The organism is Bacillus sp. 9.4, assembly GCF_055486415.1.
Genome location: NZ_JBVFMU010000002.1, coordinates 348,941 through 371,870, shown reverse-complemented (window position 1 = coordinate 371,870; position 22,930 = coordinate 348,941). Strand labels below are relative to the sequence as shown.

The window sequence follows — 22,930 nt, the reverse complement described above, 5'->3', positions numbered from 1 at the left end:
CGAATGCAGTAAGATGTGGTAAAATAAGTGGGAAATTCCGCTTTTTTAAATGTTTGTCGAAAGGTTGGATCATCATGAATACATATCACCCATTCAGTCTTACCACACCCTCGACACTCATGATACAAGACTGGGCTCAAACGAATCAAAACAACAAAGAGGTCATTGCCGGATTTACGACAAAAAACGGCGGTGTCAGCCAAAAGCCTTTTGAATCGTTAAATACAGGATTGCACGTTCATGACAAAGATGCAGATGTAGTTAAAAATCGTGAATATATTGCCGATATGTTTAATACTGATTTGCAGTCTTGGGTATTCGCTGATCAGACACATGATAATTGCGTTCAGAAAGTGACGCAGAGGGATAGGGGAAAAGGCGCCCGTGAGTATCACACGGCTCTAAAAGCAACGGACGGGCTCTATACAAATGAAAAAAATGTATTTTTAGCATTATGCTTTGCTGATTGTGTGCCTCTTTTCTTTTATGATCCGGTTAAGTCGCTTGTCGGAGTCGCCCATGCCGGGTGGAAAGGCACCGTCAAACAGATTGGCAGAGAAATGGTGAAGCAATGGACTGAGAAGGAAGGTTCAAATCCCTCAGATATTTACGCTGTTATTGGCCCGTCTATCAGCGGTGCATGCTATACGGTAGACGACCGCGTCATGGATGCTGTTCGTGCATTGCCGGTTTCAGCAGACCTTGCCGCCAATCAGACGGCAAAGGCACAATATCAGCTTGATCTGAAAGAGCTGAACCGTCTTATACTGATGGACAGCGGTTTGGCAAGTGAACAAATTTCTGTCAGCGGTTTATGCACGGAAAGCGAGCCGTCTCTTTTCTATTCTCACCGCCGCGATCAGGGGAAAACTGGACGGATGATGTCCTTTATCGGAATGAAGGAGGCATAAAAGATCTTGCGTGTTGTTGATAATTTACGACATATAAACGAACGAATAAACGAAGCATGTAACAGATCGGGCCGCAGCTCCGATGAAGTTACGGTTATTGCAGTCACAAAATATGTATCACCTGAAAGAGCACAGGAGGCAGTAGATGCTGGCATCACCTGCCTCGGAGAGAATCGGGATGCGGAACTGCTCCGCAAACAGGAATTGATGAAAGGTAATCCGGAATGGCATTTTATCGGCAGTTTGCAATCAAGAAAAGCAAAATCTGTCGTCAATGCGGTTTCCTATATCCATTCCCTAGACCGGCTCTCATTAGCGAAAGAAATTGAAAAACGGGCTGAAGGTACTGTACGATGCTTTGTGCAGGTCAATACCTCTCTTGAGCCTTCTAAACACGGCATGAAAAAAGAAGAAGTCATTCCATTCATACAGGAGCTTTCCGGTTTCGAACATATCCTTGTTGCCGGACTGATGACAATGGCTCCGCTGACTGATGATCAAGATCAGATCAGAAGCTGTTTCAGGTCGCTGAGAGAACTCCGTGACCAGGTTCAGAAGCTGAACCAGCCGAACGCTCCGTGTACTGAACTGTCGATGGGCATGTCAAATGATTTTGAAATTGCAATTGAAGAAGGAGCTACTTATATTAGAATCGGCTCATCGTTAGTCGGAAATGAAACAGGGGGTGTACAGCAATGAGTATGAAAAATAAACTGAAAAACTTTTTCTCAATGGAAGATGAAGAATACGAATATGAATATATTGAGACAGAGCGGGAATCTCATGAGGAGCATGAGCAAAAAGAAAAGCCGGCTTATACGGGGAATAAACCTGCAGGCAAACAGAATGTAGTGAGCTTGCAAAGTGTTCAGAAATCCTCTAAAGTGGTGTTGAGTGAGCCGCGCGTTTATGCGGAGGCGCAGGAAATAGCCGACCATTTGAAGAACCGGCGGGCAGTTGTCGTCAATCTTCAGCGGATACAGCATGACCAGGCGAAGCGGATTGTTGACTTTTTAAGCGGAACAGTTTATGCCATCGGCGGCGATATTCAAAGAATCGGCTCAGATATTTTCCTCTGCACGCCTGACAACGTAGATGTATCAGGCACAATTTCTGAGCTCATATCTGAAGACGAACATCAGAGGTGGTAAAGCGAGATGATCCTTTATCAAGTTTTTTCGGTTTTAAACTTATTAATCACAATATACTCATTTGCCCTGATCATATATATTTTTATGTCATGGGTGCCGAGTACGAGGGAAACAGGAGTCGGGCGGTTTTTGGCTTCGATTTGTGAACCATATCTCGAACCATTCAGAAAAATCATCCCTCCGATTGCAATGCTGGATATTTCACCAATCGTAGCAATACTTGTGCTTCGGTTTGCGACAACCGGCTTGTGGGGACTTTATCGCATGATTGCGTTTTAATGTGACAGTTTGATAGGGGCTTGGCAGCAGCCAAGCCTCTTTACATAGAAGGGAAAGACGATGAGCGATATATATCAGCACTTCAGAAAAGACGAGCGGGCCTTTATTGATCAGGCGCTCGAATGGAAAAGAATTGTCCAGGAGCAGTACCGGATGAAGCTGACCGACTTTTTAGACCCCCGAGAGCAGGTCATCCTCTCTGCTGTTACGGGACAGGCTGACGTCGGGCTTGCTTTTTCCGGCGGTTATGACAGAGCGGAGCGGAAACGGGCGATTCTGTATCCAGAGTACATTACTCCGGAAGTATCGGATTTTGAATTGCAGGCGTTTAACGTCCGTTATGCTGACAAGTTTGTCTCAGTAGATCATCGTTCTCTGCTTGGTGCATTAATGGGCATAGGATTAAAGCGGCAAAAATTCGGTGACATCGTGTTTTCTGAGACAGCAGTGCAATTGATTGTCTCAGCCGATACCGCTGATTTTGTGGCTGCACAGCTGACCCAAGCAGGCAAAGCGGCGGTCAGCCTAGAGAAAATCGACTTGTCAGACCTTAACATTCCAGCAGTTGATGTCGAAATAAGAGATGACACGGTTTCTTCTTTAAGGCTTGACGCCGTCTGCGCCTCTATGAGCAGGCAATCCCGCCAGAAATCACAGACGCTTGTGAAAAACGGCCTTGTGAAAGTGAACTGGAAGGTGGTTGAAGATCCTTCATACATAGTCGCGGAAGGGGACATGCTGTCAATCAGAGGTTTTGGCCGGTGCAGCTTAACAAAAATCGAAGGAAAAACCAAAAAAGACAAATGGAGAGTTACGTTTGAACGACAAAAATAGTCGGTTTTTCAGTTTTTTTCTCCATCTGTGCGAAATTTGTTTTATAATGTGAACTAGATAACCGTACTGAAATGTAAAAATGGAGGTGGCATCATGCCATTAACGCCAAATGATATTCACAACAAGACGTTTACAAAAAGTTTTCGCGGATATGATGAAGATGAAGTAAATGAATTCCTAGCCCAAGTCAGAAAAGATTACGAAATTGTTCTCCGCAAGAAAACTGAGCTTGAAGCGAAAGTCAATGAGCTTGATGAAAGAATCGGACACTTTGCCAATATTGAGGAAACATTGAATAAATCAATTTTAGTTGCTCAAGAAGCGGCTGAAGACGTAAAACGCAATTCTCAAAAAGAAGCAAAGCTGATCGTTCGGGAAGCGGAGAAAAACGCTGATCGCATTATCAACGAATCGTTATCAAAATCAAGAAAAATTGCAATGGAAATTGAAGAGCTGAAAAAACAGTCTAAAGTGTTCAGAACACGTTTCCAAATGCTGATTGAAGCTCAGCTTGATCTTCTGAAAAATGACGATTGGGATCATCTCCTTGAGTATGAAGTCGACGCTGTATTTGAGGAAAAGGAATAAATTCTCTGATTATCTTGACATTTTCTTAGCTTGTCGAATATAATACGTTCATAAATTCAGATGAAAAAACGGTTGAAAGGGACAGTCATGTTTCCTTCAGGCCTTCATAGCGACCCGGAGATGGTGAGAGTCCGGGATGGCCGGAATCATGTAGATCAGCCCTTTAGTTTCCTTGCTGAACTCACAGTAGGTTAGGACGTTCATCACGTTACGATGCTCAAGAGGAAAAAGTGTATGTTTGCTTTTTCTAAAAGGGTGGTACCGCGAGATAAGCTTTCTCGTCCCTTATGGGATGAGAGGGCTTTTTTTATTTTCTGAAAAAATGCAGTGGAGGAATGAAAATGGATTTTAAAGACACGCTCTTAATGCCGAAAACAGATTTCCCGATGCGTGGAAATTTGCCAAACCGTGAGCCTGACATTCAAAAAAAATGGGAGGAAGAAGATATCTACCGTCTTGTTCAGGAACGGACGAAAGACCGCCCGAAATTTGTTTTACATGACGGACCTCCGTATGCAAACGGCGACATCCATATGGGCCATGCACTTAACAAGATTTTGAAAGACTTCATTGTCCGCTATAAATCAATGAGCGGCTACAACGCACCGTATGTGCCGGGCTGGGATACACACGGATTGCCAATTGAAACAGCTCTGACAAAAAACAAAAAGGTCAACCGCAAAGAAATGTCAGTAGCGGAATTCCGCAAACTGTGCGAAGAGTACGCTTGGAAGCAAATCGAGGGACAGCGTGAGCAATTCAAACGTCTTGGTGTCCGCGGTGACTGGGAAAACCCATATGTGACATTAAAACCGGAATACGAAGCGCAGCAAATCCGCGTATTTGGTGAAATGGCAAAACGAGGCTACATTTACAAAGGCCTTAAACCGGTTAACTGGTCGCCTTCAAGTGAGTCTGCTCTGGCTGAAGCCGAGATCGAATATCAAGACAAACGTTCAGCATCTATTTACGTCGCTTTTGGTGTAAAAGACGGAAAAGGCGTTCTTGAAAACGGCGAGCGCATCATCATTTGGACAACAACGCCTTGGACAATTCCGGCGAACCTCGGAATCTCAGTGCACCCTGATCTTGAGTACAGCGTGATTGCAGTAGGTGAAGACCGCTTTGTCGTAGCAAGTGCCTTAGTCGAAAATGTTGCATCGGCATGCGGATTTGATCAGTATGAAGTGACAAGAACGGTCAAAGGAAAAGACCTTGAGAACATTATCGCTGAACACCCGCTATATGGCAGAGACTCTCTCGTTATGCTTGGTGAACACGTAACAACTGATGCCGGAACAGGCTGTGTTCATACAGCGCCTGGACATGGGGAAGATGACTTTATCATCGGCCAAAAATACGGTTTAGATGTGCTTTGCCCGGTCGATGAAAAAGGTGTAATGACAAGCGAAGCTCCTGGCTTTGAAGGCATGTTCTATGATGATGCAAACAAAGCGATCACACAGCAGCTTGATGAAAAAGGCGCACTTGTGAAGCTTGAATTCATTACTCATTCTTATCCGCATGATTGGAGAACAAAAAAACCAACCATTTTCAGAGCGACAGCGCAATGGTTTGCGTCTATTAAAGATTTCAGATCAGACCTGCTGGATGCCATTAAAGAAACCAAATGGGTTCCTGAATGGGGCGAGCAGCGTTTGCACAACATGGTTCGGGACCGCGGAGACTGGTGTATTTCCAGACAGCGTGCGTGGGGTGTGCCGATTCCGGTATTTTACGCTGAAAACGGAGAACCGATTATTACAGATGAAACCATTGAACATGTTTCTGAATTGTTCAGACAGCATGGATCAAACATTTGGTTTGAAAAAGAAGCAAAGGATCTTCTTCCGGAAGGCTTTACGCATCCTGGCAGCCCGAACGGCACATTTACAAAAGAACAGGATATCATGGATGTTTGGTTTGATTCAGGCTCTTCACATCAAGCAGTGCTTGAAGAACGTGATGACCTCGTTCGCCCGGCTGATCTATACCTTGAGGGATCTGACCAATATCGCGGCTGGTTTAACTCTTCTCTTTCTACAGCAGTAGCCGTAACAGGGAAAGCGCCGTATAAAGGTGTGCTCAGCCATGGGTTCGCACTGGATGGAGAAGGACGCAAGATGAGTAAATCAATCGGTAACGTTGTTGTTCCGGCTAAAGTCATGAAACAGCTTGGTGCCGACATCTTAAGATTATGGGTATCTTCAGTGGATTATCAGGCGGACGTTCGCGTGTCTGACGCCATTCTGAAGCAGGTTGCGGAAGTATATCGTAAAATCCGCAACACGTTCCGTTTCCTTCACGGCAACCTTTTCGATTTTGATCCAAAAACAAATGCGGTGGCTGTCGAAGATCTTCGCGAAGTGGATCAGTATATGCTGATTAAGCTGAACAAGCTGATTGATAAAGTGAAAAAAGCGTATGATGAGTACGAATTTGCGGTTGTGTATCACAGCATTCATAATTTCTGCACAATCGAATTGAGCTCATTCTACCTTGATTTTGCAAAAGATATTGTCTACATCGAGCATGCGGATCATCCGGATAGACGCAGCATGCAGACAGTATTCTACGAAACGCTTCTTGCATTAGTGAAGCTTTCAGCGCCTATCCTTCCACATACGGCAGACGAATTGTGGTCTCATTTAACATTTGTTGAAGAGCAGAGCGTTCAGCTGACCGATATGCCGGAAACAATCGCGGTTCCAAACAGTGAAGCGACTGAAGAAAAATTTGACCGCTTTATGGCTCTTCGTGATGACGTGTTAAAAGCATTAGAAACTGCGCGAAATGAAAAAATTATCGGTAAATCTTTGGAAGCAAACCTGAAATTGTATCCAAACAAAGAAAACAAGGAGCTCTTGGCTTCCATAAAAGAAAACCTTTCTCAGCTGTTTATTGTGTCTGAACTGACAATCAGCGAAGAAAATGAAGCGCCGAACGATGCGCAAAGCTTTGCGACAGGTAAAATCGCTGTCGAGAAAGCTGAAGGTGAAATGTGTGAGAGATCTCGTGTAATTTCAAAAGATGTAGGGGCAAATCCGAAATATCCTACACTTTCATTACGCAACGCTGAAATCGTTGAAAAATACTATCAAAAATAATGCAAAAGAGCCCGGCTTAAAAGCCGGGCTTTTTTTGTGCCAAGAGTGACATCCTTTAGAACGACAGGAAAAATCTTATGGGCTTTAGATCATCATTCACAGGCAACAATAAAGATACTACGTTAAGAGCAGGAGTTGTGAAGAATGAATGATCAACTGACCGCAATTTATACGGAACTTCTTCTGATGAAAGAAGAATTACAGTCCAGATTATTTGAGTATTCTTGCTTTCAGGTTTCTACAAGCCCGCAAGCAGCAATCAATCAAAAACAAAAAGCAACTCTGATCTATCATATTAAAGAAGAACTTCAAGACGTTCTCCTTGCATTGTCCAAAATCGAAAACGGCACATTCGGATACTGTGAAGAAACCGGGGCTCCCATTCCTCTTGCAAAGCTGGCAGTGCTGCCGACGGCCCGAACAGCAAACGATTTTCTTTATTCTGTCCAATTTGAGAAAAAAACGCTTCCGATATGGAAATCAACGGATATCGAATATGGTCAGGCACTGTATGAATAACAGTGTCTGGCCGGTTAATATGCCTGATATTTCTTTACTCCAGTGCTTTTTATTGATAAAATGCATAATGGATTAAAGTAACCGTAAACTGGAGGAACGTTTGTGCTGTATTATATGATTGCACTACTTATTATTGCAGCCGATCAATTGACAAAATGGCTAGTTGTTAAGAACATGGAACTTGGCCAAAGCATTCCGATCATTGATCAGGTATTCTATATCACCTCCCATCGCAATACGGGTGCTGCATGGGGGATATTAGCGGGTCAGATGTGGTTTTTCTACCTCATAACAACCGCTGTTATTATTGGTATTGTTTATTACATACAGCGTTATACAAAAGGACAAAGGCTTCTTGGCGTTGCCCTCGGACTTATGCTTGGCGGTGCCATCGGCAACTTTATCGATCGGGCTGTCAGACAGGAAGTTGTGGATTTTATCCATGTTATTATTGTCAATTACAATTACCCGATATTTAACATCGCGGACTCTTCACTATGTGTCGGCGTAATGCTTTTATTTATACAAATGCTGTTGGACAGCGGGAAAAAGAAAAAGGAGCAATAGCATGAATCAAATTGATATAACCGCTTCAGAAGAACAAAAAAGTGAGCGGATTGATAAATTTTTGGCATCGACTGAGAATGATTGGTCAAGAACCCAGGTTCAGCAATGGGTAAAAGACGGACAGGTTGTCGTGAACGGAAGCGCGGTGAAAGCGAATTATAAAATTCAGCCGGGGGATCAGGTGACCGTCACTGTACCCGAACCGGAAGCGCTCGACGTTCTGGCAGAGCCTATGGATCTCGATATTTATTATGAGGACCAGGATGTGCTGGTCGTCAACAAACCTCGCGGAATGGTTGTTCACCCAGCACCCGGGCATCTTACGGGCACACTTGTAAACGGCCTTATGGCTCATTGCACAGACCTTTCCGGTATAAATGGCGTGATGCGTCCGGGTATTGTTCACAGAATCGATAAGGACACGTCCGGTTTATTAATGGTGGCGAAAAATGATATGGCGCACGAGTCACTTGTAAACCAATTGGTCAACAAAACGGTCACGCGGAAATATACGGCAGTTGTCCACGGGCTTATTTCTCACGATGATGGCACAATTGACGCGCCGATCGGACGAGATAAGAAAGACCGTCAAAGCATGACTGTGACACGTGATGGCAAAAACGCTGTCACTCATTTTCATGTACTAGAGCGTTTTCAGGATTTTACGTTAGTGGAATGCCAGCTTGAAACAGGGAGAACCCATCAAATTCGTGTTCATATGAAATATATCGGATTCCCATTAGCAGGCGATCCGAAATACGGCCCAAGAAAAACAATCGACTTTAATGGCCAAGCGCTTCACGCGGGAGTTTTAGGTTTTGACCATCCACGAACAGGAGAATATGTCGAATTTGAAGCGCCGCTTCCCGAGGATATGGCAGAATTAATCGAAAACCTCAGAAAAAACGGTTGACAGAGGGTTTCTTTTCTGAAATAATAAACGAAGCTGAATAGATTCTTTAAAACAGTCCAGAGAGGCTGAGAAGGATAACGGATAGACGGGATGCGTGTATAGGCGCGCACCTTGTCCTAAAACCCCTCTATGCTCTGGCAGGAGGGGTTTTTTCTTCTATATGAACTGTGAGGTGTCACACATTGAATCAAAAAGCTGTCATTCTCGACGAACAGGCAATCAGACGGGCGCTGACCAGGATTGCTCACGAAATGATCGAACGCAATAAAGGAATGAATAACTGCATTCTTGTCGGCATTAAGACAAGAGGGATTTACCTGGCAAAACGCCTTGCGGAACGCATTGAACAGATTGAGGGAAATCCTGTTACAGTCGGTGAAATTGATATTACTCTTTACAGAGATGATCTTTCTAAAAAAACAAGCAACGATGAACCGCTTGTAAAAGGTGCAGATATTCCGGTAGATATTACAGATCAAAAAGTCATTCTCGTTGATGATGTTCTGTATACCGGAAGAACAGTCAGAGCAGGAATGGATGCGCTTGTTGATGTAGGCAGACCTTCCTCCATTCAGCTTGCAGTGCTTGTGGACAGAGGGCACCGGGAGCTGCCGATCCGAGCGGATTATATCGGGAAAAACATCCCGACATCAAAGTCTGAAAAGGTTATGGTTCAGCTTGATGAGGTAGACCAAAACGATCTCGTCGCCATTTATGAAAACGAATAATAGATCACCTTTTTAAGGGCAATCCAGAGAGGTTGCAAAGAGGTGCACAACAAAGGCCCAAAAAGTATTCGGCAGGTCTTTGTATGCCTCTTTGCGTAAAAAAGCAAAGAGGTTTTTTTATACAGTCATTGAGTCATCCTAAAATGAAAGTCAACAATCAGGGGGAAATCATCATGAGTAAGAAAAAAGTAAATTTAGGGGTCAGGGATGTCCCGGCACCTTTCTCTTGGGTTTCATTCAGCCTTCAGCATTTGTTTGCCATGTTTGGCTCAACCATTTTGGTTCCGAAGCTCGTCGGAATGAGTCCTGCTGTGGCGTTGGTGACAAGCGGCATCGGAACACTGGCGTACCTTCTTATTACGAAAGGGCAAATTCCGGCGTATCTCGGTTCGTCCTTCGCCTTTATTTCTCCGATCATTCTGGTAAAAGCGACCGGCGGGCCGGGAGCGGCAATGGTTGGAGCGTTTCTTGCAGGGCTGGTGTACGGGCTGATTGCCTTATTGATTAGGCAGCTTGGAACAGGATGGCTGATGAAGATTCTCCCGCCAGTAGTCGTAGGGCCTGTTATTATCGTCATCGGGCTGGGACTGGCAAGCACTGCGGTAAACATGGCGATGTATGCTGATCCAAACGCGAGTGAGTTGGTCTACAGCTTAAAGCACTTTAGTGTCGCAGGAGTTACGCTGGCAATCACGATTATTTGTGCGATTTTCTTACGAGGATTTTTAAGCCTGATTCCGGTTCTGATCGGAATCATCGGCGGATACTTGTTCGCCCTTACTCAAGGGATTGTCAACTTCCAGCCGGTGCTTGACGCGAAATGGTTTGCAGTGCCTGAATTTATCATTCCGTTCAAAGATTATTCACCGTCAGTTACACTCGGCATCGCAGCCGCAATGGTTCCTGTCGCATTTGTCACCATGTCAGAGCATATCGGCCACCAAATGGTGCTGAGCAAGGTTGTCGGACAAGATTTCATTAAAAAGCCAGGTCTTCATCGCTCTATTATGGGTGACAGTGTGGCGACAATCCTCGCTTCCCTGATCGGCGGTCCGCCGACAACGACTTACGGAGAAAACATTGGCGTGCTGGCCATCACAAGAGTATTCAGCGTCTTTGTCATCGGAGGAGCGGCAGTGATTGCTTGTTGCTTCGGCTTTATCGGCAAAATTTCAGCGCTGATCAGTTCAGTGCCGTCAGCGGTCATGGGAGGCGTCTCCTTCCTGCTGTTCGGAATCATTGCTTCAAGCGGCCTGAGAATGCTGATTGACAACAAAATTGATTATGAAAACAACAGAAACCTTATTATTACATCAGTTATCCTTGTCATCGGTGTAGGAGGCGCTTTTATCCAAGTGTCTCAAGGCGGATTCCAAGTGTCAGGAATGGCGCTTGCCGCAATTGTCGGTGTCATCTTAAACCTGATTCTTCCGCAGGCGAAGGAAGAGCAGGCAGACACATCTGAACAACATCATATCTAAAACCTTTTAATGAAAGTCCAGAGAGGCTTGGAAGGGTTATGAAGAGAAGGAAGCTTCAATGCTGCCCTCTATTTAACCATACCCCGAGTCTATCTTAGACCGGGGTTTTTTTCAGCCTTAAGTTGAAAAGAGAGGGGAAAGAACATGAAGCATTTAACGACGATGAGTGAACTCAGCACTGAGGAAATCAAAGATTTGCTTCAAAAAGCACAAGATCTCAAAAGCGGAAAAACAGACAATCAGCTTACAGGAAAGTTTGCCGCAAACCTGTTTTTCGAACCGAGCACGAGAACGCGGTTCAGCTTTGAGGTCGCAGAAAAAAAGCTGGGCATGAATGTGCTCAACCTTGATGGAACAAGCACAAGCGTGCAAAAAGGCGAAACCTTATATGACACGATCCGGACGCTCGAATCAATCGGTGTGGACGTCTGCGTCATCAGGCACAGTGAGGATGAGTATTATGAAGAGCTTGTCAGCCAGGTGAATATTCCGATTCTGAATGCGGGAGACGGATGCGGCCAGCATCCAACACAATCACTGCTTGATTTAATGACGATTTATGAAGAGTTCAATACGTTCAAAGGGCTTACTGTCTCCATTCACGGCGACATCAAGCATAGCAGAGTGGCAAGGTCAAATGCGGAAGTGTTGACAAGATTGGGTGCCCGGGTCCTATTTTCCGGCCCTTCGGAATGGCAGGATGAAGAAAATACATTCGGTACGTATGTCTCAATGGATGAAGCAGTTGAGTCTTCCGATGTCGTCATGCTGCTGCGCATTCAAAATGAACGACATCAATCCGCTGTCAGCCAGGAAGGCTATTTAAACAAATACGGCTTGACCGTAGAACGGGCTGAGCGTATGAAGCGGCATGCGATCATCATGCATCCTGCTCCGGTAAACAGAGGAGTGGAGATTGATGACAGCTTAGTAGAAAGCGAAAAATCAAGAATCTTCAAGCAAATGCAAAATGGCGTATTTATCAGAATGGCAGTGATACAGCGTGCCTTACAAACCAATGTGAAAAGAGGAGAAGCAGCGTATGTCATATCTCATTAAAAACGGCTGGATACTAAACGAAAATGGTGAAAAAACAGAAGCGGATATCCGAGTGACTGGAGAAACCATCACCGCAATCGGCAAGCTTGATGCAACGGATAATGAAACGGTAATTGATGCAAAAGGTTTGCTCGTTTCACCTGGGTTTGTTGATCTCCACGTGCATTTCAGAGAGCCGGGTGGAGAGAAAAAAGAAACTATTGAAACCGGGGCCAAAGCGGCGGCACGCGGCGGCTATACTACAGTAGCAGCAATGCCGAATACGCGGCCGGTTCCTGATACAAAGGAGCAGATGGAATGGGTGCAAAACAGAATTAAAGAAACATCATGCGTCAGAGTTCTTCCATATGCATCCATTACGATCAGACAAATCGGAGATGAAATGACAAACTTTGAAGCGTTAAAAGAAGCCGGGGCATTTGCTTTTACAGATGACGGCGTTGGTATACAGACAGCAGGAATGATGTATGAAGCGATGAAACGGGCAGCCGCAATTGACAAAGCGATTGTTGCACATTGCGAGGACAACTCCTTAATTTACGGAGGAAGCGTACATAAGGGGACATTCTCCAAAGCGAACGGGCTCAATGGCATACCTTCTGTGTGTGAATCGGTTCATATTGCCCGCGATGTGCTGCTGGCTGAGGCGGCAAACTGCCATTATCATGTATGCCATATCAGCACGAAAGAATCTGTCAGAGTTGTACGCGATGCGAAAAAAGCGGGAATCAGAGTGACAGCAGAAGTGTCGCCGCATCATTTGCTGCTTTGTGATGAGGACATCCCGGGGCTGGACACAAACTATAAAATGAATCCTCCGCTCCGCAGCGCAGAAGACAGAGCTGCTTTAATTGAAGGTCTTTTAGACGGAACAATTGATTTTATCGCAACAGACCATGCACCGCATACGGAAGAAGAGAAAAACACAGAAATGAAACTGGCGCCATTCGGAATTGTCGGCTTAGAAACAGCATTTCCGCTTCTTTACACACACTTTGTCAAAAATGGCAGCTGGTCGCTAAAGCAGCTGATTGACTACATGACAATCAAGCCATGCGAAGCGTTCGGTCTCCCATATGGAACATTACAAACGGGGCAAGCTGCGGACATTACGTTAATCGATTTAGAAAAAGAAGCAGTTATAGACAAAGACACGTTTTTATCAAAAGGAAAAAATACACCATTCAACGGCATCAGCTGCACCGGCTGGCCGGTCGCTACAATTGCGGCAGGGAAGCTTGCTTATGAAGAGGGGAGACTTGTCAAATGAAGAGACGATTAGTACTGGAAAACGGAGCGGTATTCGAGGGGGAAGCCTTCGGAAGCTTAGAACACAACATGGGAGAAGTCGTTTTTAATACTGGGATGACAGGCTATCAGGAAATTTTATCTGACCCTTCTTACTGCGGACAGATCGTAACATTAACATACCCGCTTATCGGAAATTACGGCATTAACCGTGATGATTTTGAATCTATTACCCCTTTTGTGAAAGGGCTGATCATCAAAGAATTATGTGAGCTGCCTTCCAACTGGCGTTCAGCATACACCTTAGACGAGTATTTAAAAATGAAAAACATTCCCGGACTCCAGGGGATTGATACAAGGAAGCTGACAAGAATGATCCGCACGGCAGGCGCGCTAAAAGGAACATTCGCTTCATCTGATGAAGATATCGAAGCAGTGCTGAAAAGACTGAACGAAACGGAATTGCCAAGAAATCAAGTATCCCAAGTATCAGCAAAAACAGCATATCCGAGCCCGGGAAGAGGCAAACGCATCGTCTTGGTTGACTTCGGCATGAAACACGGAATTCTAAGAGAGCTGAACAAACGGAAATGTGACGTCATCGTTGTGCCTTACAACATTACAGCGGAAGAGGTGCTTCAGCTGAAACCGGACGGTATCATGCTTTCTAACGGACCTGGAGACCCGAAGGATGTGCCTGAAGCGATTGAAATGATTAAAGGTGTTCTTGGAAAAGTGCCATTATTCGGAATATGTCTTGGCCACCAATTATTCGCGCTGGCGTGCGGGGCGAATACTGAAAAAATGAAATTCGGACACAGGGGCTCAAACCACCCGGTAAAAGAGCTGGCTACAGGAAAAGTTGCCTTAACATCTCAAAACCATGGATATACAGTTTCGTCTATCAGTAAAACAGAACTGGAAGTGACGCATATCGCAATTAACGACGATACGATTGAAGGGCTGAAGCATAAAACATTGCCGGCATTTACGGTTCAATATCATCCCGAAGCCTCACCTGGTCCTGAGGATGCCAACCACCTATTTGACAGATTCATCGAAATGATCGAAACAACAGAGAAAGAAGGGGAAGCGGTATGCCAAAACGCGTAGACATTAACAAAATTTTAGTAATCGGATCTGGACCGATCATCATCGGCCAAGCAGCAGAATTTGACTATGCGGGAACACAAGCCTGTCTTGCTTTGAAAGAAGAAGGTTATGAAGTCATCCTTGTCAACTCAAACCCTGCCACGATCATGACAGATACAGAAATGGCTGACCGGGTTTATATCGAACCGCTCACACCTGAATTCCTGACACGAATCATCAGAAAAGAGCGCCCAGATGCCATTCTTCCTACACTCGGAGGCCAAACCGGTTTGAATCTTGCGGTTGAGCTTTCTGAAAGAGGTGTTCTGGCAGAATGCGGCGTCGAAGTGCTTGGCACAAAACTGTCTGCGATTCAGCAAGCTGAAGACCGTGACTTGTTCAGAACATTAATGAATGAACTGAATGAACCGGTGCCTGAAAGTGAGATTATCCACTCCCTCGAAGAAGCGGAAAAATTCGTCAGTCACATTGGATTCCCTGTCATTGTCCGCCCGGCATATACACTAGGCGGAACAGGCGGAGGCATCTGCTCGAATGAAACAGAGTTAAAAGAAATCGTTGAGAACGGCTTGAAATTAAGCCCGGTACACCAATGTCTGCTTGAAAAAAGCATCGCCGGCTATAAAGAAATTGAGTATGAAGTCATGAGAGACAGCCAGGATCACGCCATTGTCGTTTGTAACATGGAAAACATTGATCCGGTTGGAATCCATACTGGTGACAGTATTGTTGTCGCGCCGAGCCAAACGCTCAGCGATCGCGAATATCAGCTCTTGCGGAATGTATCGTTAAAACTGATTCGCGCGCTTGGGATCGAAGGCGGATGTAACGTGCAGCTCGCTTTAGACCCAGACAGCTTCCAATATTACATTATTGAAGTAAATCCGCGTGTTAGCCGTTCATCTGCCCTTGCATCAAAAGCAACGGGGTACCCGATTGCAAAGCTCGCTGCTAAAATTGCAGTCGGACTTTCATTAGATGAAATGATGAACCCGGTGACAGGAAAAACATATGCAGCATTTGAACCTGCTCTTGACTATGTCGTATCCAAAATTCCGCGCTGGCCGTTTGATAAGTTTGAATCAGCAAACAGAAAGCTTGGCACGCAAATGAAAGCGACTGGTGAGGTCATGGCGATCGGCCGCACGCTTGAAGAGTCATTGCTGAAGGCTGTGCGTTCACTGGAAGCTGATGTGTATCATCTTGAATTGAAGGATGCCGCTGACATTTCAGATGAACTTCTTGAAAAGCGAATTAAAAAGGCCGGTGATGAACGCTTATTCTACTTAGCTGAAGCGTATAGAAGAGGCTACACGGTAGAAGACCTCCATGAATTTTCCGCTATCGATGTTTTCTTCTTGCATAAGCTGTTCGGAATCGTACAGTTTGAAAAAGAATTGAAGGCGAATGCGGGCGATACTGATGTGCTGAGACGGGCAAAAGAACTCGGCTTCTCTGATCAGTACATCAGCCGCGAGTGGAAAATGAAAGAATCTGAGCTTTACAGCTTGAGAAAACAAGCGGGGATTGCGCCGGTATTCAAAATGGTAGATACATGTGCGGCGGAATTTGAGTCAGAAACGCCATACTTCTATAGCACATATGAAGAAGAAAATGAATCTGTCGTTACAGATAAGAAAAGTGTGATGGTGCTTGGTTCGGGTCCGATTCGAATCGGTCAGGGTGTCGAGTTCGACTATGCGACGGTTCACTCTGTATGGGCAATTAAACAAGCAGGCTATGAAGCCATTATTGTCAATAACAACCCGGAAACCGTTTCAACAGACTTCAGCATCTCAGACAAGCTGTATTTTGAACCGCTTACGATTGAAGATGTTATGCACATCATTGACCTCGAACAGCCAATGGGCGTTGTCGTACAATTTGGCGGACAAACTGCGATTAACCTTGCTGACGAGCTTTCTGCACGCGGAGTGAAAATCCTTGGAACTTCATTAGAAGATTTAGACCGTGCGGAAGACCGGGATAAATTTGAACAAGCGCTTGGAGAACTTGGTGTTCCTCAGCCGCTTGGCAAAACAGCGACATCAGTTGATCAGGCGGTAAGCATCGCAAGTGATATCGGTTATCCGGTACTGGTGCGTCCTTCCTATGTACTTGGCGGCCGGGCGATGGAGATTGTGTACCATGAAGAGGAGCTGCTTCATTACATGAAAAATGCAGTCAAAATCAATCCGCAGCACCCTGTATTAATTGATAGATACTTGACTGGAAAAGAAATTGAAGTCGATGCAGTATCCGACGGTGAAACAGTCGTCATTCCGGGAATTATGGAGCACATTGAACGTGCGGGCGTTCACTCCGGAGACTCAATCGCTGTTTATCCGCCTCAGTCTCTCACAGAGGACATTAAGAAAAAAATTGAACAATACACGATCGCATTGGCTAAAGGGCTGAATATTGTCGGTTTGCTCAATATTCAATTCGTCTTGTCGCAAGGTGAGGTGTACGTGCTAGAAGTGAATCCGAGATCAAGCAGAACCGTACCGTTTTTAAGCAAAATTACGGGTATCCCAATGGCGAATCTCGCAACAAAAATCATTCTTGGTCAAAAGCTGGCTGCGTTTGGCTATACAGAGGGCCTTCAGCCTGAACAGCAAGGTGTATTTGTAAAAGCGCCGGTCTTCTCCTTTGCCAAGCTGAGAAGAGTGGACATTACGTTAGGGCCTGAAATGAAATCAACAGGTGAAGTCATGGGGAAAGATTCGACACTTGAAAAGGCGCTCTACAAAGCCTTGATTGCTTCAGGTATTCAAATCCCGAACTACGGTTCCGTGCTTTTAACAGTAGCTGATAAGGACAAAGAAGAAGGGCTTGCCATTGCTAAGCGGTTCCACGCGATCGGCTACAACATTTTAGCGACGGAAGGAACGGCAGGCTACCTGAAAGAAGCTTCCATTCCAGCGAAGGTCGTCGGAAAAATCGGTCAGGATGGCCCGAACTTGCTTGACGTCATCAGAAACGGAGAAGCGCAGTTTGTCATCAATACGCTGACAAAAGGAAAGCAGCCGGCAAGAGACGGTTTTAGAATCAGACGTGAATCAGTAGAAAATGGTGTTGCCTGCCTAACATCTTTAGATACGGCAGAGGCGATATTACGAGTGCTGGAAAGCATGACATTCCGTGCTGATCAAATGCCGGCAGTCAACACAAATCAGGAGGCGGCAGTCACTATATGAAAAAAGCGTATTTGACAGTATGTTCTAACCAGCAAATTGCAGACCGGGTGTATCAAATGGTTCTGAAAGGGGAGCTTGTCCAAGGGTTTACAACCCCGGGACAGTTCCTTCATCTTAAAGTGAGCGAAGCGGTTACGCCTCTTTTAAGAAGGCCGATCAGCATCGCAGATGTCAACCTTGAAAAAAATGAAGTCACCATCATTTATCGGGTAGATGGGGAAGGGACAAGACTCTTGTCACTGAAGCAGCAGGGAGAACTTGTGGATGTCCTCGGGCCTTTGGGAAATGGCTTTCCTGTTAATGAAGTTCAACCCGGAAAGACGGCTTTGCTGGTAGGAGGCGGAGTAGGTGTGCCGCCTCTCCAAGAGCTGTCGAAACGCTTGAATGAAAAAGGGGTTAATGTCATCCACGTTTTAGGATTCCAATCGGCAAAGGATGTTTTTTACGAGGAAGAATGCAGGCAGTACGGAGACACGTATGTGGCAACAGCTGACGGAAGCTACGGGGAAACCGGATTTGTCACAGATGTGATTAAACGGAAAAATCTAGAGTTTGATATCCTCCTCAGCTGCGGGCCGACACCGATGCTCAAGGCGTTAAAACAGGAATATGCCCATAAAGAAGTATATCTGTCCATGGAGGAACGAATGGGCTGCGGAATCGGCGCATGCTTCGCGTGTGTGTGCCATACAAACGAAAGTGAGACATCCTATGTAAAAGTATGTCTCGACGGGCCTGTATTTAAAGCTCAGGAGGTGGCGCTGTAATGCTAGAGGTGAAATTGCCGGGACTTGATTTGAAAAACCCAATCATTCCTGCATCAGGCTGCTTCGGTTTTGGAAAAGAATTTTCACGTTTTTATGATTTGTCTTGTCTTGGAGCCATCATGATTAAGGCTACGACAAAGGAGCCGCGCTTTGGGAATCCGACGCCGCGGGTAGCTGAGACTGGTGCTGGAATGCTCAATGCGATCGGTCTCCAAAATCCGGGGCTGGATAGCGTGTTGCATCATGAGCTGCCGTGGCTTGAGCAGTTTGATACGCCGATCATTGCCAATGTCGCAGGTTCTCAAGTCGAGGATTATGTTGAAGTCGCAGAGCATATCAGCAAAGCGCCTAATGTTCATGCTCTTGAATTGAATATTTCCTGCCCGAATGTGAAAACAGGCGGAATCGCTTTTGGCACGAATCCTGAGATGGCTGCCGATTTGACAAAAGCGGTGAAAGAGGTTTCGGATGTACCCGTTTATGTGAAGCTTTCTCCGAACGTGGCTAATATCACAGAAATTGCCTTAGCGATCGAGGAAGCGGGAGCGGACGGTCTTACGATGATCAACACATTAATCGGCATGAGACTCGATTTAAAAACCGGCAAACCGATATTAGCGAATAAAACAGGGGGACTTTCAGGCCCTGCTGTGAAGCCGGTTGCCATTCGCATGGTGTATGAAGTCAGCCAGGCGGTCAACATCCCGATTATCGGAATGGGAGGCGTGCAAACGGCTGAAGATGCCCTGGAATTTCTTCTCGCGGGAGCAAGCGCAGTCGCTGTCGGAACAGCAAACTTTGTGAATCCTTTTGCATGTCCAGAGATTATTGAACAGCTCCCATCTGTTTTGCTCCAATACGGCTATCAATCAATTGAAGAATGCATCGGAAGGAGCTGGAATCATGAAAAACAACCTGCCCATCATCGCGCTTGATTTTGCGTCAGCTGAAGAAACACTTGCGTTCTTAGCGCCTTTTCAGCAAGAACCGTTATTTGTAAAGGTTGGGATGGAGCTTTTTTATCAAGAAGGGCCATCTATCGTGAAACAACTAAAAGAAAGAAACTGCGAGCTATTTTTAGATCTAAAGCTTCATGACATCCCGACTACTGTAAACAAAGCGATGAAGCGCCTTGCCAGTCTTGGAGTAGACCTCGTCAATGTTCATGCTGCCGGGGGCAAAAAAATGATGCAGGCAGCTCTCGAAGGCTTAGAAGAAGGTACGCCGGCTGGAAAAAAACGTCCGTCACTTATCGCGGTAACCCAGCTGACAAGCACATCTGAACAAATCATGAAAGATGAACTGCTGATCGAAAAGTCTCTGATTGATACGGTTGTGCACTACAGCAAACAGGCGGAAGAAAGCGGACTGGATGGAGTGGTCTGCTCTGTTCATGAAGCAAAAGCCATTTACCAAGCGGTGTCGCCTTCATTTCTGACTGTCACTCCGGGGATCAGAATGTCAGAGGACGCTGCGAATGACCAAGTCCGCGTAGCGACGCCTGCCATTGCAAGAGAGAAAGGTTCATCAGCGATTGTAGTAGGACGCTCGATTACAAAAGCGGAAGACCCGGTAAAAGCCTATAAGGCTGTCAGACTTGAATGGGAGGGAATCAAATCTTGAAACAAATCATCGCAAAACATCTATTAGACATCCAAGCTGTATTTTTACGCCCGAACGAGCCGTTCACATGGGCAAGCGGCATTTTATCACCGATCTACTGTGACAACCGCCTTACGCTATCTTTCCCAGAGGTCAGAAACGATGTTGCTTCAGGTATCAGCAAGCTTGTCAAAGAGCATTTTCCTGAAGCTGAAATGATTGCGGGAACAGCAACTGCCGGTATTCCTCATGCTGCTCTTGCGGCTGACCGTTTGAATCTTCCGATGTGTTATGTGAGGAGCAAGCCGAAGGCGCACGGAAAAGGCAATCAGATTGAGGGAGCTGTGCAAGAAGGGCAAAAAACAGTTGTCATTGAAGACTTAATTTCCACAGGAGGCAGCGTGCTTGAAGCTTGTGCAGCTTTACAAGCGGCCGGCTGTGAAGTGCTTGGTGTCGTCTCAATCTTTACGTACGGACTTCCTAAAGCGGAGGAAGCCTTCGCAAAGGCAGAACTGCCATACTACTCATTAACTGATTATGATACGCTCACAGAGGTCGCGCTTGAAAACGGAAATATTCATTCAGATGATCTAAAAAAGCTGCAAACATGGAAACGAAATCCCGAGTCAAAAGATTGGTTTAAAAAATAAAAAATAAATTCAAATGATGTAAAGAGGCTTCAAAGCCTTGATGTACTTGAAAACAGGCTATGAGGCCTGTTTTTTTATTAATCCTATAAAAAAAGTCGGGTTGACTTATGTTAGAATTGTGCTAAAATTTACTACAAATCTAAAAACTTATCAAGAGCGGCTGAGGGACTGGACCTATGAAGCCCGGCAACCTGCATAGTTTGTAAGGTGCTACTTCCAGCAAAATGAATTCCATTTTGAAAGATAAGGGCTACATGCTGTTCCTGTCTTTCTTTCCGCCGGATTGAAAGTTTTTTATTTTAAGAGGTAAAAGGCTATCTGTATATCAGCAGCCGCGAATCACATTACATGGGAAAAGACAACCGGCAGAAAGTTACTGTTTGTTTGTCTCCGAAAGGAGGAAAGAAGAAATGTTAACGTATGATAATTGGGAAGAACCAACGATTACATTTCCGGAAGACGATCCTTATAAAGGAGCGCTGTCAGTTTTAAAATGGGCATACGGCCATTACGGCGATCAGCTTGTTTATGCTTGCAGTTTCGGAATTGAGGGAATCGTTCTGATTGACTTAATTTATAAAGTGAAAAAAGACGCAGAGATTGTGTTTCTTGATACAGGACTTCATTTTAAAGAAACCTATGAAACAATTGAACGAGTGAAAGAGCGTTATCCGGGTCTTAATATCATCCTGAAAAAACCAGACCTCACCCTTGAGGAACAAGCCGAAGAACATGGTGACAAACTATGGGAAAGAGAGCCGAATCAGTGCTGCTATCTTAGAAAGGTCGTTCCTTTAAGAGAGGCGCTTTCAGGACATCCAGCCTGGCTTTCCGGCCTGCGCCGTGATCAAGGGCCAAGCCGTGCCAATACGAATTTCTTAAACAAAGATGAAAAATTCAAGTCAGTAAAAGTTTGCCCGCTTATCCATTGGACTTGGAAAGACATTTGGAGATACACATCCCGGAATGAACTGGACTACAATCCGCTTCATGACCAAGGATATCCAAGTATTGGCTGTGCGCCTTGCACTGCTCCCGCTTTTACAGCAGAGGATTTGCGCTCAGGCAGATGGAATGGTATGGCGAAAACAGAATGCGGACTGCATGAATAAGGAGCTGCAAAATGGAATTAGCCGCTATTTTATTTAGCTTGTTTTTCGCGATGAATATTGGTGCAAGCGGCGCTGCAGCTTCGATGGGGGTTGCTTACGGCTCCGGAGCCATCAAAAAGAAAACCTACGCTTTGATCCTATGCGCAGTCGGTGTCTTTGCCGGGGCGGTCATTGGCGGAGGCGAGGTTGTAAAAACAATCAGCTCCGGCATTATTCCTGAGCAGACGATTACACTGACGATTGTTTGCATCATTATTGGAGCTGCTGCCCTGTCGCTCTTTACTGCTAATCTGCTCGGCATTCCTTTGTCGACAAGTGAAGTAACAGTCGGCGCGGTTGTCGGCGTGGGAGTGGCTTATAAAGTATTGTTTGTGAACAATCTTCTGATCATTGTGTCATTTTGGGTTTTTGTCCCGCTGTTCGCTTTCGGCTTCACCTATTTCGTATCTAAGCTGTTTCGTTATTTTAAGATTGAAGTAAAATCTTCTAAAAAGCAAAAAATCCTCGGCATTGTTTTGTTAGTTGCCGGATTTTTCGAAGCATTCTCTGCCGGCATGAATAACGTGGCGAATGCTGTTGGCCCGTTAGTAGCTGCCGGTGTGCTTGATGTCGGAAAAGGAACCTTGTATGGAGGAGCTTTTGTTGCTCTTGGCGCACTGTTATTAGGCCGGCGAGTGCTAGAAACAAACGGGAAGAAAATTACGAGATTCTCCAAAGGGGAAGGCATTCTCTTATCCGGTACAGGAGCGGGACTGGTGATCATCAGTTCTGTATTTGGGATGCCGGTGCCCTTGGCGCAAGTCACGTCATCGTCTATTATCGGAATAGGCATGGCAAAAAACGGTCCGAACGTGTTCCATAAACAAGTTGTTCAAACGATGCTGAAGGTATGGATCGTATCGCCGTTTTTATCTTTATCGATTTCTTATCTGCTTGTATCCTTGTTTTTAAAAGCAGATTATTATTCGATCTTTATCATGGTAAGTGTGCTTTTAGCGACGGGCGGTGCCGTCAGCCTGACAAAGGCCATTCGTAAAGAGAGACGCTCAGTCCACGAACAAGGCGGGGGAATCTGATCATTAATCTGAGTAATTTTATAAG

22 protein-coding genes, 1 riboswitch and 1 other annotated feature are annotated in these 22,930 nt (G+C 45.3%); all 22 genes read left to right on the top strand.

Translation table 11 applies throughout. The features are described 5' to 3' along the window. The first annotated feature begins 74 nt into the window (after positions 1-74). On the top strand, positions 75-911 hold the full coding sequence (pgeF, locus tag ACZ07B_RS08410; RefSeq protein WP_464877096.1) for a peptidoglycan editing factor PgeF: 837 nt from the start codon (positions 75-77) through the stop codon (positions 909-911). 6 nt (positions 912-917) lie between these two features. Then, entirely contained in the window at positions 918-1,610 is a 693-nt protein-coding gene (locus ACZ07B_RS08405; RefSeq protein ID WP_014479734.1) for a YggS family pyridoxal phosphate-dependent enzyme, read from the top strand. Then, on the top strand, positions 1,607-2,062 hold the full coding sequence (gene sepF, locus ACZ07B_RS08400; protein WP_014476753.1) for a cell division protein SepF: 456 nt from the start codon (positions 1,607-1,609) through the stop codon (positions 2,060-2,062). Before ACZ07B_RS08405 ends, sepF begins: the two co-directional genes overlap by 4 nt. A gap of 6 nt (positions 2,063-2,068) precedes the next feature. Continuing rightward, positions 2,069-2,341, top strand: coding sequence for a YggT family protein (locus tag ACZ07B_RS08395; RefSeq protein ID WP_042974886.1), 273 nt, complete (start codon positions 2,069-2,071; stop codon positions 2,339-2,341). A gap of 60 nt (positions 2,342-2,401) precedes the next feature. Then, positions 2,402-3,175, top strand: a complete 774-nt coding sequence (locus ACZ07B_RS08390; RefSeq protein ID WP_024573496.1) for a YlmH family RNA-binding protein — start codon at positions 2,402-2,404, stop codon at positions 3,173-3,175. Positions 3,176-3,268: 93 nt separating this feature from the next. Next, positions 3,269-3,763, top strand: coding sequence for a septum site-determining protein DivIVA (divIVA, locus tag ACZ07B_RS08385; RefSeq protein ID WP_003221468.1), 495 nt, complete (start codon positions 3,269-3,271; stop codon positions 3,761-3,763). 62 nt (positions 3,764-3,825) lie between these two features. Next, positions 3,826-4,052, top strand: a binding site (T-box leader). Between the two features lie 52 nt (positions 4,053-4,104). Continuing rightward, positions 4,105-6,870, top strand: coding sequence for an isoleucine--tRNA ligase (ileS, locus tag ACZ07B_RS08380; RefSeq protein WP_029946171.1), 2,766 nt, complete (start codon positions 4,105-4,107; stop codon positions 6,868-6,870). Between the two features lie 144 nt (positions 6,871-7,014). Continuing rightward, positions 7,015-7,389, top strand: coding sequence for a sporulation-related RNA polymerase-binding protein YlyA (ylyA, locus tag ACZ07B_RS08375; RefSeq protein ID WP_003245479.1), 375 nt, complete (start codon positions 7,015-7,017; stop codon positions 7,387-7,389). A 102-nt stretch (positions 7,390-7,491) separates the two neighbouring features. Next, positions 7,492-7,956, top strand: a complete 465-nt coding sequence (gene lspA / locus ACZ07B_RS08370; RefSeq protein ID WP_003245047.1) for a signal peptidase II — start codon at positions 7,492-7,494, stop codon at positions 7,954-7,956. A 1-nt stretch (position 7,957) separates the two neighbouring features. Further along, complete coding sequence (locus tag ACZ07B_RS08365; RefSeq protein WP_003245307.1) at positions 7,958-8,869, top strand: RluA family pseudouridine synthase; 912 nt, start codon at positions 7,958-7,960, stop codon at positions 8,867-8,869. Between the two features lie 182 nt (positions 8,870-9,051). Further along, positions 9,052-9,597 carry a bifunctional pyrimidine operon transcriptional regulator/uracil phosphoribosyltransferase gene (gene pyrR / locus ACZ07B_RS08360; RefSeq protein WP_003232127.1) on the top strand — a complete coding sequence of 182 codons (546 nt, stop codon included), beginning with the start codon at positions 9,052-9,054 and terminating at the stop codon, positions 9,595-9,597. Positions 9,598-9,770: 173 nt separating this feature from the next. Next, entirely contained in the window at positions 9,771-11,078 is a 1,308-nt protein-coding gene (pyrP, locus tag ACZ07B_RS08355; RefSeq protein WP_429105754.1) for a uracil permease PyrP, read from the top strand. Between the two features lie 144 nt (positions 11,079-11,222). Then, on the top strand, positions 11,223-12,137 hold the full coding sequence (locus tag ACZ07B_RS08350; RefSeq protein WP_014479744.1) for an aspartate carbamoyltransferase catalytic subunit: 915 nt from the start codon (positions 11,223-11,225) through the stop codon (positions 12,135-12,137). Next, positions 12,121-13,407: a dihydroorotase gene (locus ACZ07B_RS08345; protein WP_464877095.1), complete on the top strand. Its 1,287-nt coding sequence runs from the start codon at positions 12,121-12,123 to the stop codon at positions 13,405-13,407. Before ACZ07B_RS08350 ends, ACZ07B_RS08345 begins: the two co-directional genes overlap by 17 nt. Beyond that, the gene (locus ACZ07B_RS08340; RefSeq protein WP_003232115.1) at positions 13,404-14,498 is read left to right on the top strand and encodes a carbamoyl phosphate synthase small subunit; all 1,095 of its coding nucleotides are present in this window, start codon (positions 13,404-13,406) and stop codon (positions 14,496-14,498) included. Before ACZ07B_RS08345 ends, ACZ07B_RS08340 begins: the two co-directional genes overlap by 4 nt. Continuing rightward, positions 14,483-17,698: a carbamoyl-phosphate synthase (glutamine-hydrolyzing) large subunit gene (gene carB / locus ACZ07B_RS08335; RefSeq protein ID WP_042975731.1), complete on the top strand. Its 3,216-nt coding sequence runs from the start codon at positions 14,483-14,485 to the stop codon at positions 17,696-17,698. Before ACZ07B_RS08340 ends, carB begins: the two co-directional genes overlap by 16 nt. Next, on the top strand, positions 17,695-18,465 hold the full coding sequence (gene pyrK, locus ACZ07B_RS08330; RefSeq protein ID WP_124059838.1) for a dihydroorotate oxidase B electron transfer subunit: 771 nt from the start codon (positions 17,695-17,697) through the stop codon (positions 18,463-18,465). Before carB ends, pyrK begins: the two co-directional genes overlap by 4 nt. Next, positions 18,465-19,400 (top strand): dihydroorotate dehydrogenase, encoded by a 936-nt coding sequence (locus ACZ07B_RS08325; RefSeq protein ID WP_024572824.1) that lies wholly within the window; start codon positions 18,465-18,467, stop codon positions 19,398-19,400. The genes pyrK and ACZ07B_RS08325 overlap by 1 nt, the downstream gene beginning before the upstream one ends. Continuing rightward, a complete protein-coding gene (gene pyrF / locus ACZ07B_RS08320; protein WP_003232107.1) occupies positions 19,369-20,088 on the top strand; it encodes an orotidine-5'-phosphate decarboxylase in 720 nt (239 codons plus the stop codon). The genes ACZ07B_RS08325 and pyrF overlap by 32 nt, the downstream gene beginning before the upstream one ends. After that, positions 20,085-20,717, top strand: coding sequence for an orotate phosphoribosyltransferase (gene pyrE, locus ACZ07B_RS08315; RefSeq protein WP_015715860.1), 633 nt, complete (start codon positions 20,085-20,087; stop codon positions 20,715-20,717). The genes pyrF and pyrE overlap by 4 nt, the downstream gene beginning before the upstream one ends. 144 nt (positions 20,718-20,861) lie before the next feature. Continuing rightward, positions 20,862-20,967, top strand: a riboswitch (SAM riboswitch). A 160-nt stretch (positions 20,968-21,127) separates the two neighbouring features. Continuing rightward, complete coding sequence (locus ACZ07B_RS08310) at positions 21,128-21,829, top strand: phosphoadenylyl-sulfate reductase (RefSeq protein WP_029317783.1); 702 nt, start codon at positions 21,128-21,130, stop codon at positions 21,827-21,829. A gap of 11 nt (positions 21,830-21,840) precedes the next feature. Then, positions 21,841-22,905: a sulfate permease gene (cysP, locus tag ACZ07B_RS08305; RefSeq protein WP_103330241.1), complete on the top strand. Its 1,065-nt coding sequence runs from the start codon at positions 21,841-21,843 to the stop codon at positions 22,903-22,905. The last annotated feature ends 25 nt before the right edge of the window (positions 22,906-22,930 follow it).

Excerpts from the sequence above, each read along its gene's own strand:
- ACZ07B_RS08390 (WP_024573496.1), top strand. The coding sequence starts at position 2,402 with ATGAGCGATATATATCAGCACTTCAGAAAAGACGAGCGGGCCTTTATT.
- pyrK (WP_124059838.1), top strand. The coding sequence starts at position 17,695 with ATGAAAAAAGCGTATTTGACAGTATGTTCTAACCAGCAAATTGCAGAC.
- pyrF (WP_003232107.1), top strand. The coding sequence starts at position 19,369 with ATGAAAAACAACCTGCCCATCATCGCGCTTGATTTTGCGTCAGCTGAA.
- ACZ07B_RS08365 (WP_003245307.1), top strand. The coding sequence starts at position 7,958 with ATGAATCAAATTGATATAACCGCTTCAGAAGAACAAAAAAGTGAGCGG.
- ACZ07B_RS08350 (WP_014479744.1), top strand. The coding sequence starts at position 11,223 with ATGAAGCATTTAACGACGATGAGTGAACTCAGCACTGAGGAAATCAAA.
- ileS (WP_029946171.1), top strand. The coding sequence starts at position 4,105 with ATGGATTTTAAAGACACGCTCTTAATGCCGAAAACAGATTTCCCGATG.
- pyrP (WP_429105754.1), top strand. The coding sequence starts at position 9,771 with ATGAGTAAGAAAAAAGTAAATTTAGGGGTCAGGGATGTCCCGGCACCT.
- carB (WP_042975731.1), top strand. The coding sequence starts at position 14,483 with ATGCCAAAACGCGTAGACATTAACAAAATTTTAGTAATCGGATCTGGA.
- ACZ07B_RS08345 (WP_464877095.1), top strand. The coding sequence starts at position 12,121 with ATGTCATATCTCATTAAAAACGGCTGGATACTAAACGAAAATGGTGAA.
- ylyA (WP_003245479.1), top strand. The coding sequence starts at position 7,015 with ATGAATGATCAACTGACCGCAATTTATACGGAACTTCTTCTGATGAAA.
- pgeF (WP_464877096.1), top strand. The coding sequence starts at position 75 with ATGAATACATATCACCCATTCAGTCTTACCACACCCTCGACACTCATG.
- ACZ07B_RS08325 (WP_024572824.1), top strand. The coding sequence starts at position 18,465 with ATGCTAGAGGTGAAATTGCCGGGACTTGATTTGAAAAACCCAATCATT.
- divIVA (WP_003221468.1), top strand. The coding sequence starts at position 3,269 with ATGCCATTAACGCCAAATGATATTCACAACAAGACGTTTACAAAAAGT.
- ACZ07B_RS08340 (WP_003232115.1), top strand. The coding sequence starts at position 13,404 with ATGAAGAGACGATTAGTACTGGAAAACGGAGCGGTATTCGAGGGGGAA.
- ACZ07B_RS08310 (WP_029317783.1), top strand. The coding sequence starts at position 21,128 with ATGTTAACGTATGATAATTGGGAAGAACCAACGATTACATTTCCGGAA.
- sepF (WP_014476753.1), top strand. The coding sequence starts at position 1,607 with ATGAGTATGAAAAATAAACTGAAAAACTTTTTCTCAATGGAAGATGAA.
- ACZ07B_RS08395 (WP_042974886.1), top strand. The coding sequence starts at position 2,069 with ATGATCCTTTATCAAGTTTTTTCGGTTTTAAACTTATTAATCACAATA.
- cysP (WP_103330241.1), top strand. The coding sequence starts at position 21,841 with ATGGAATTAGCCGCTATTTTATTTAGCTTGTTTTTCGCGATGAATATT.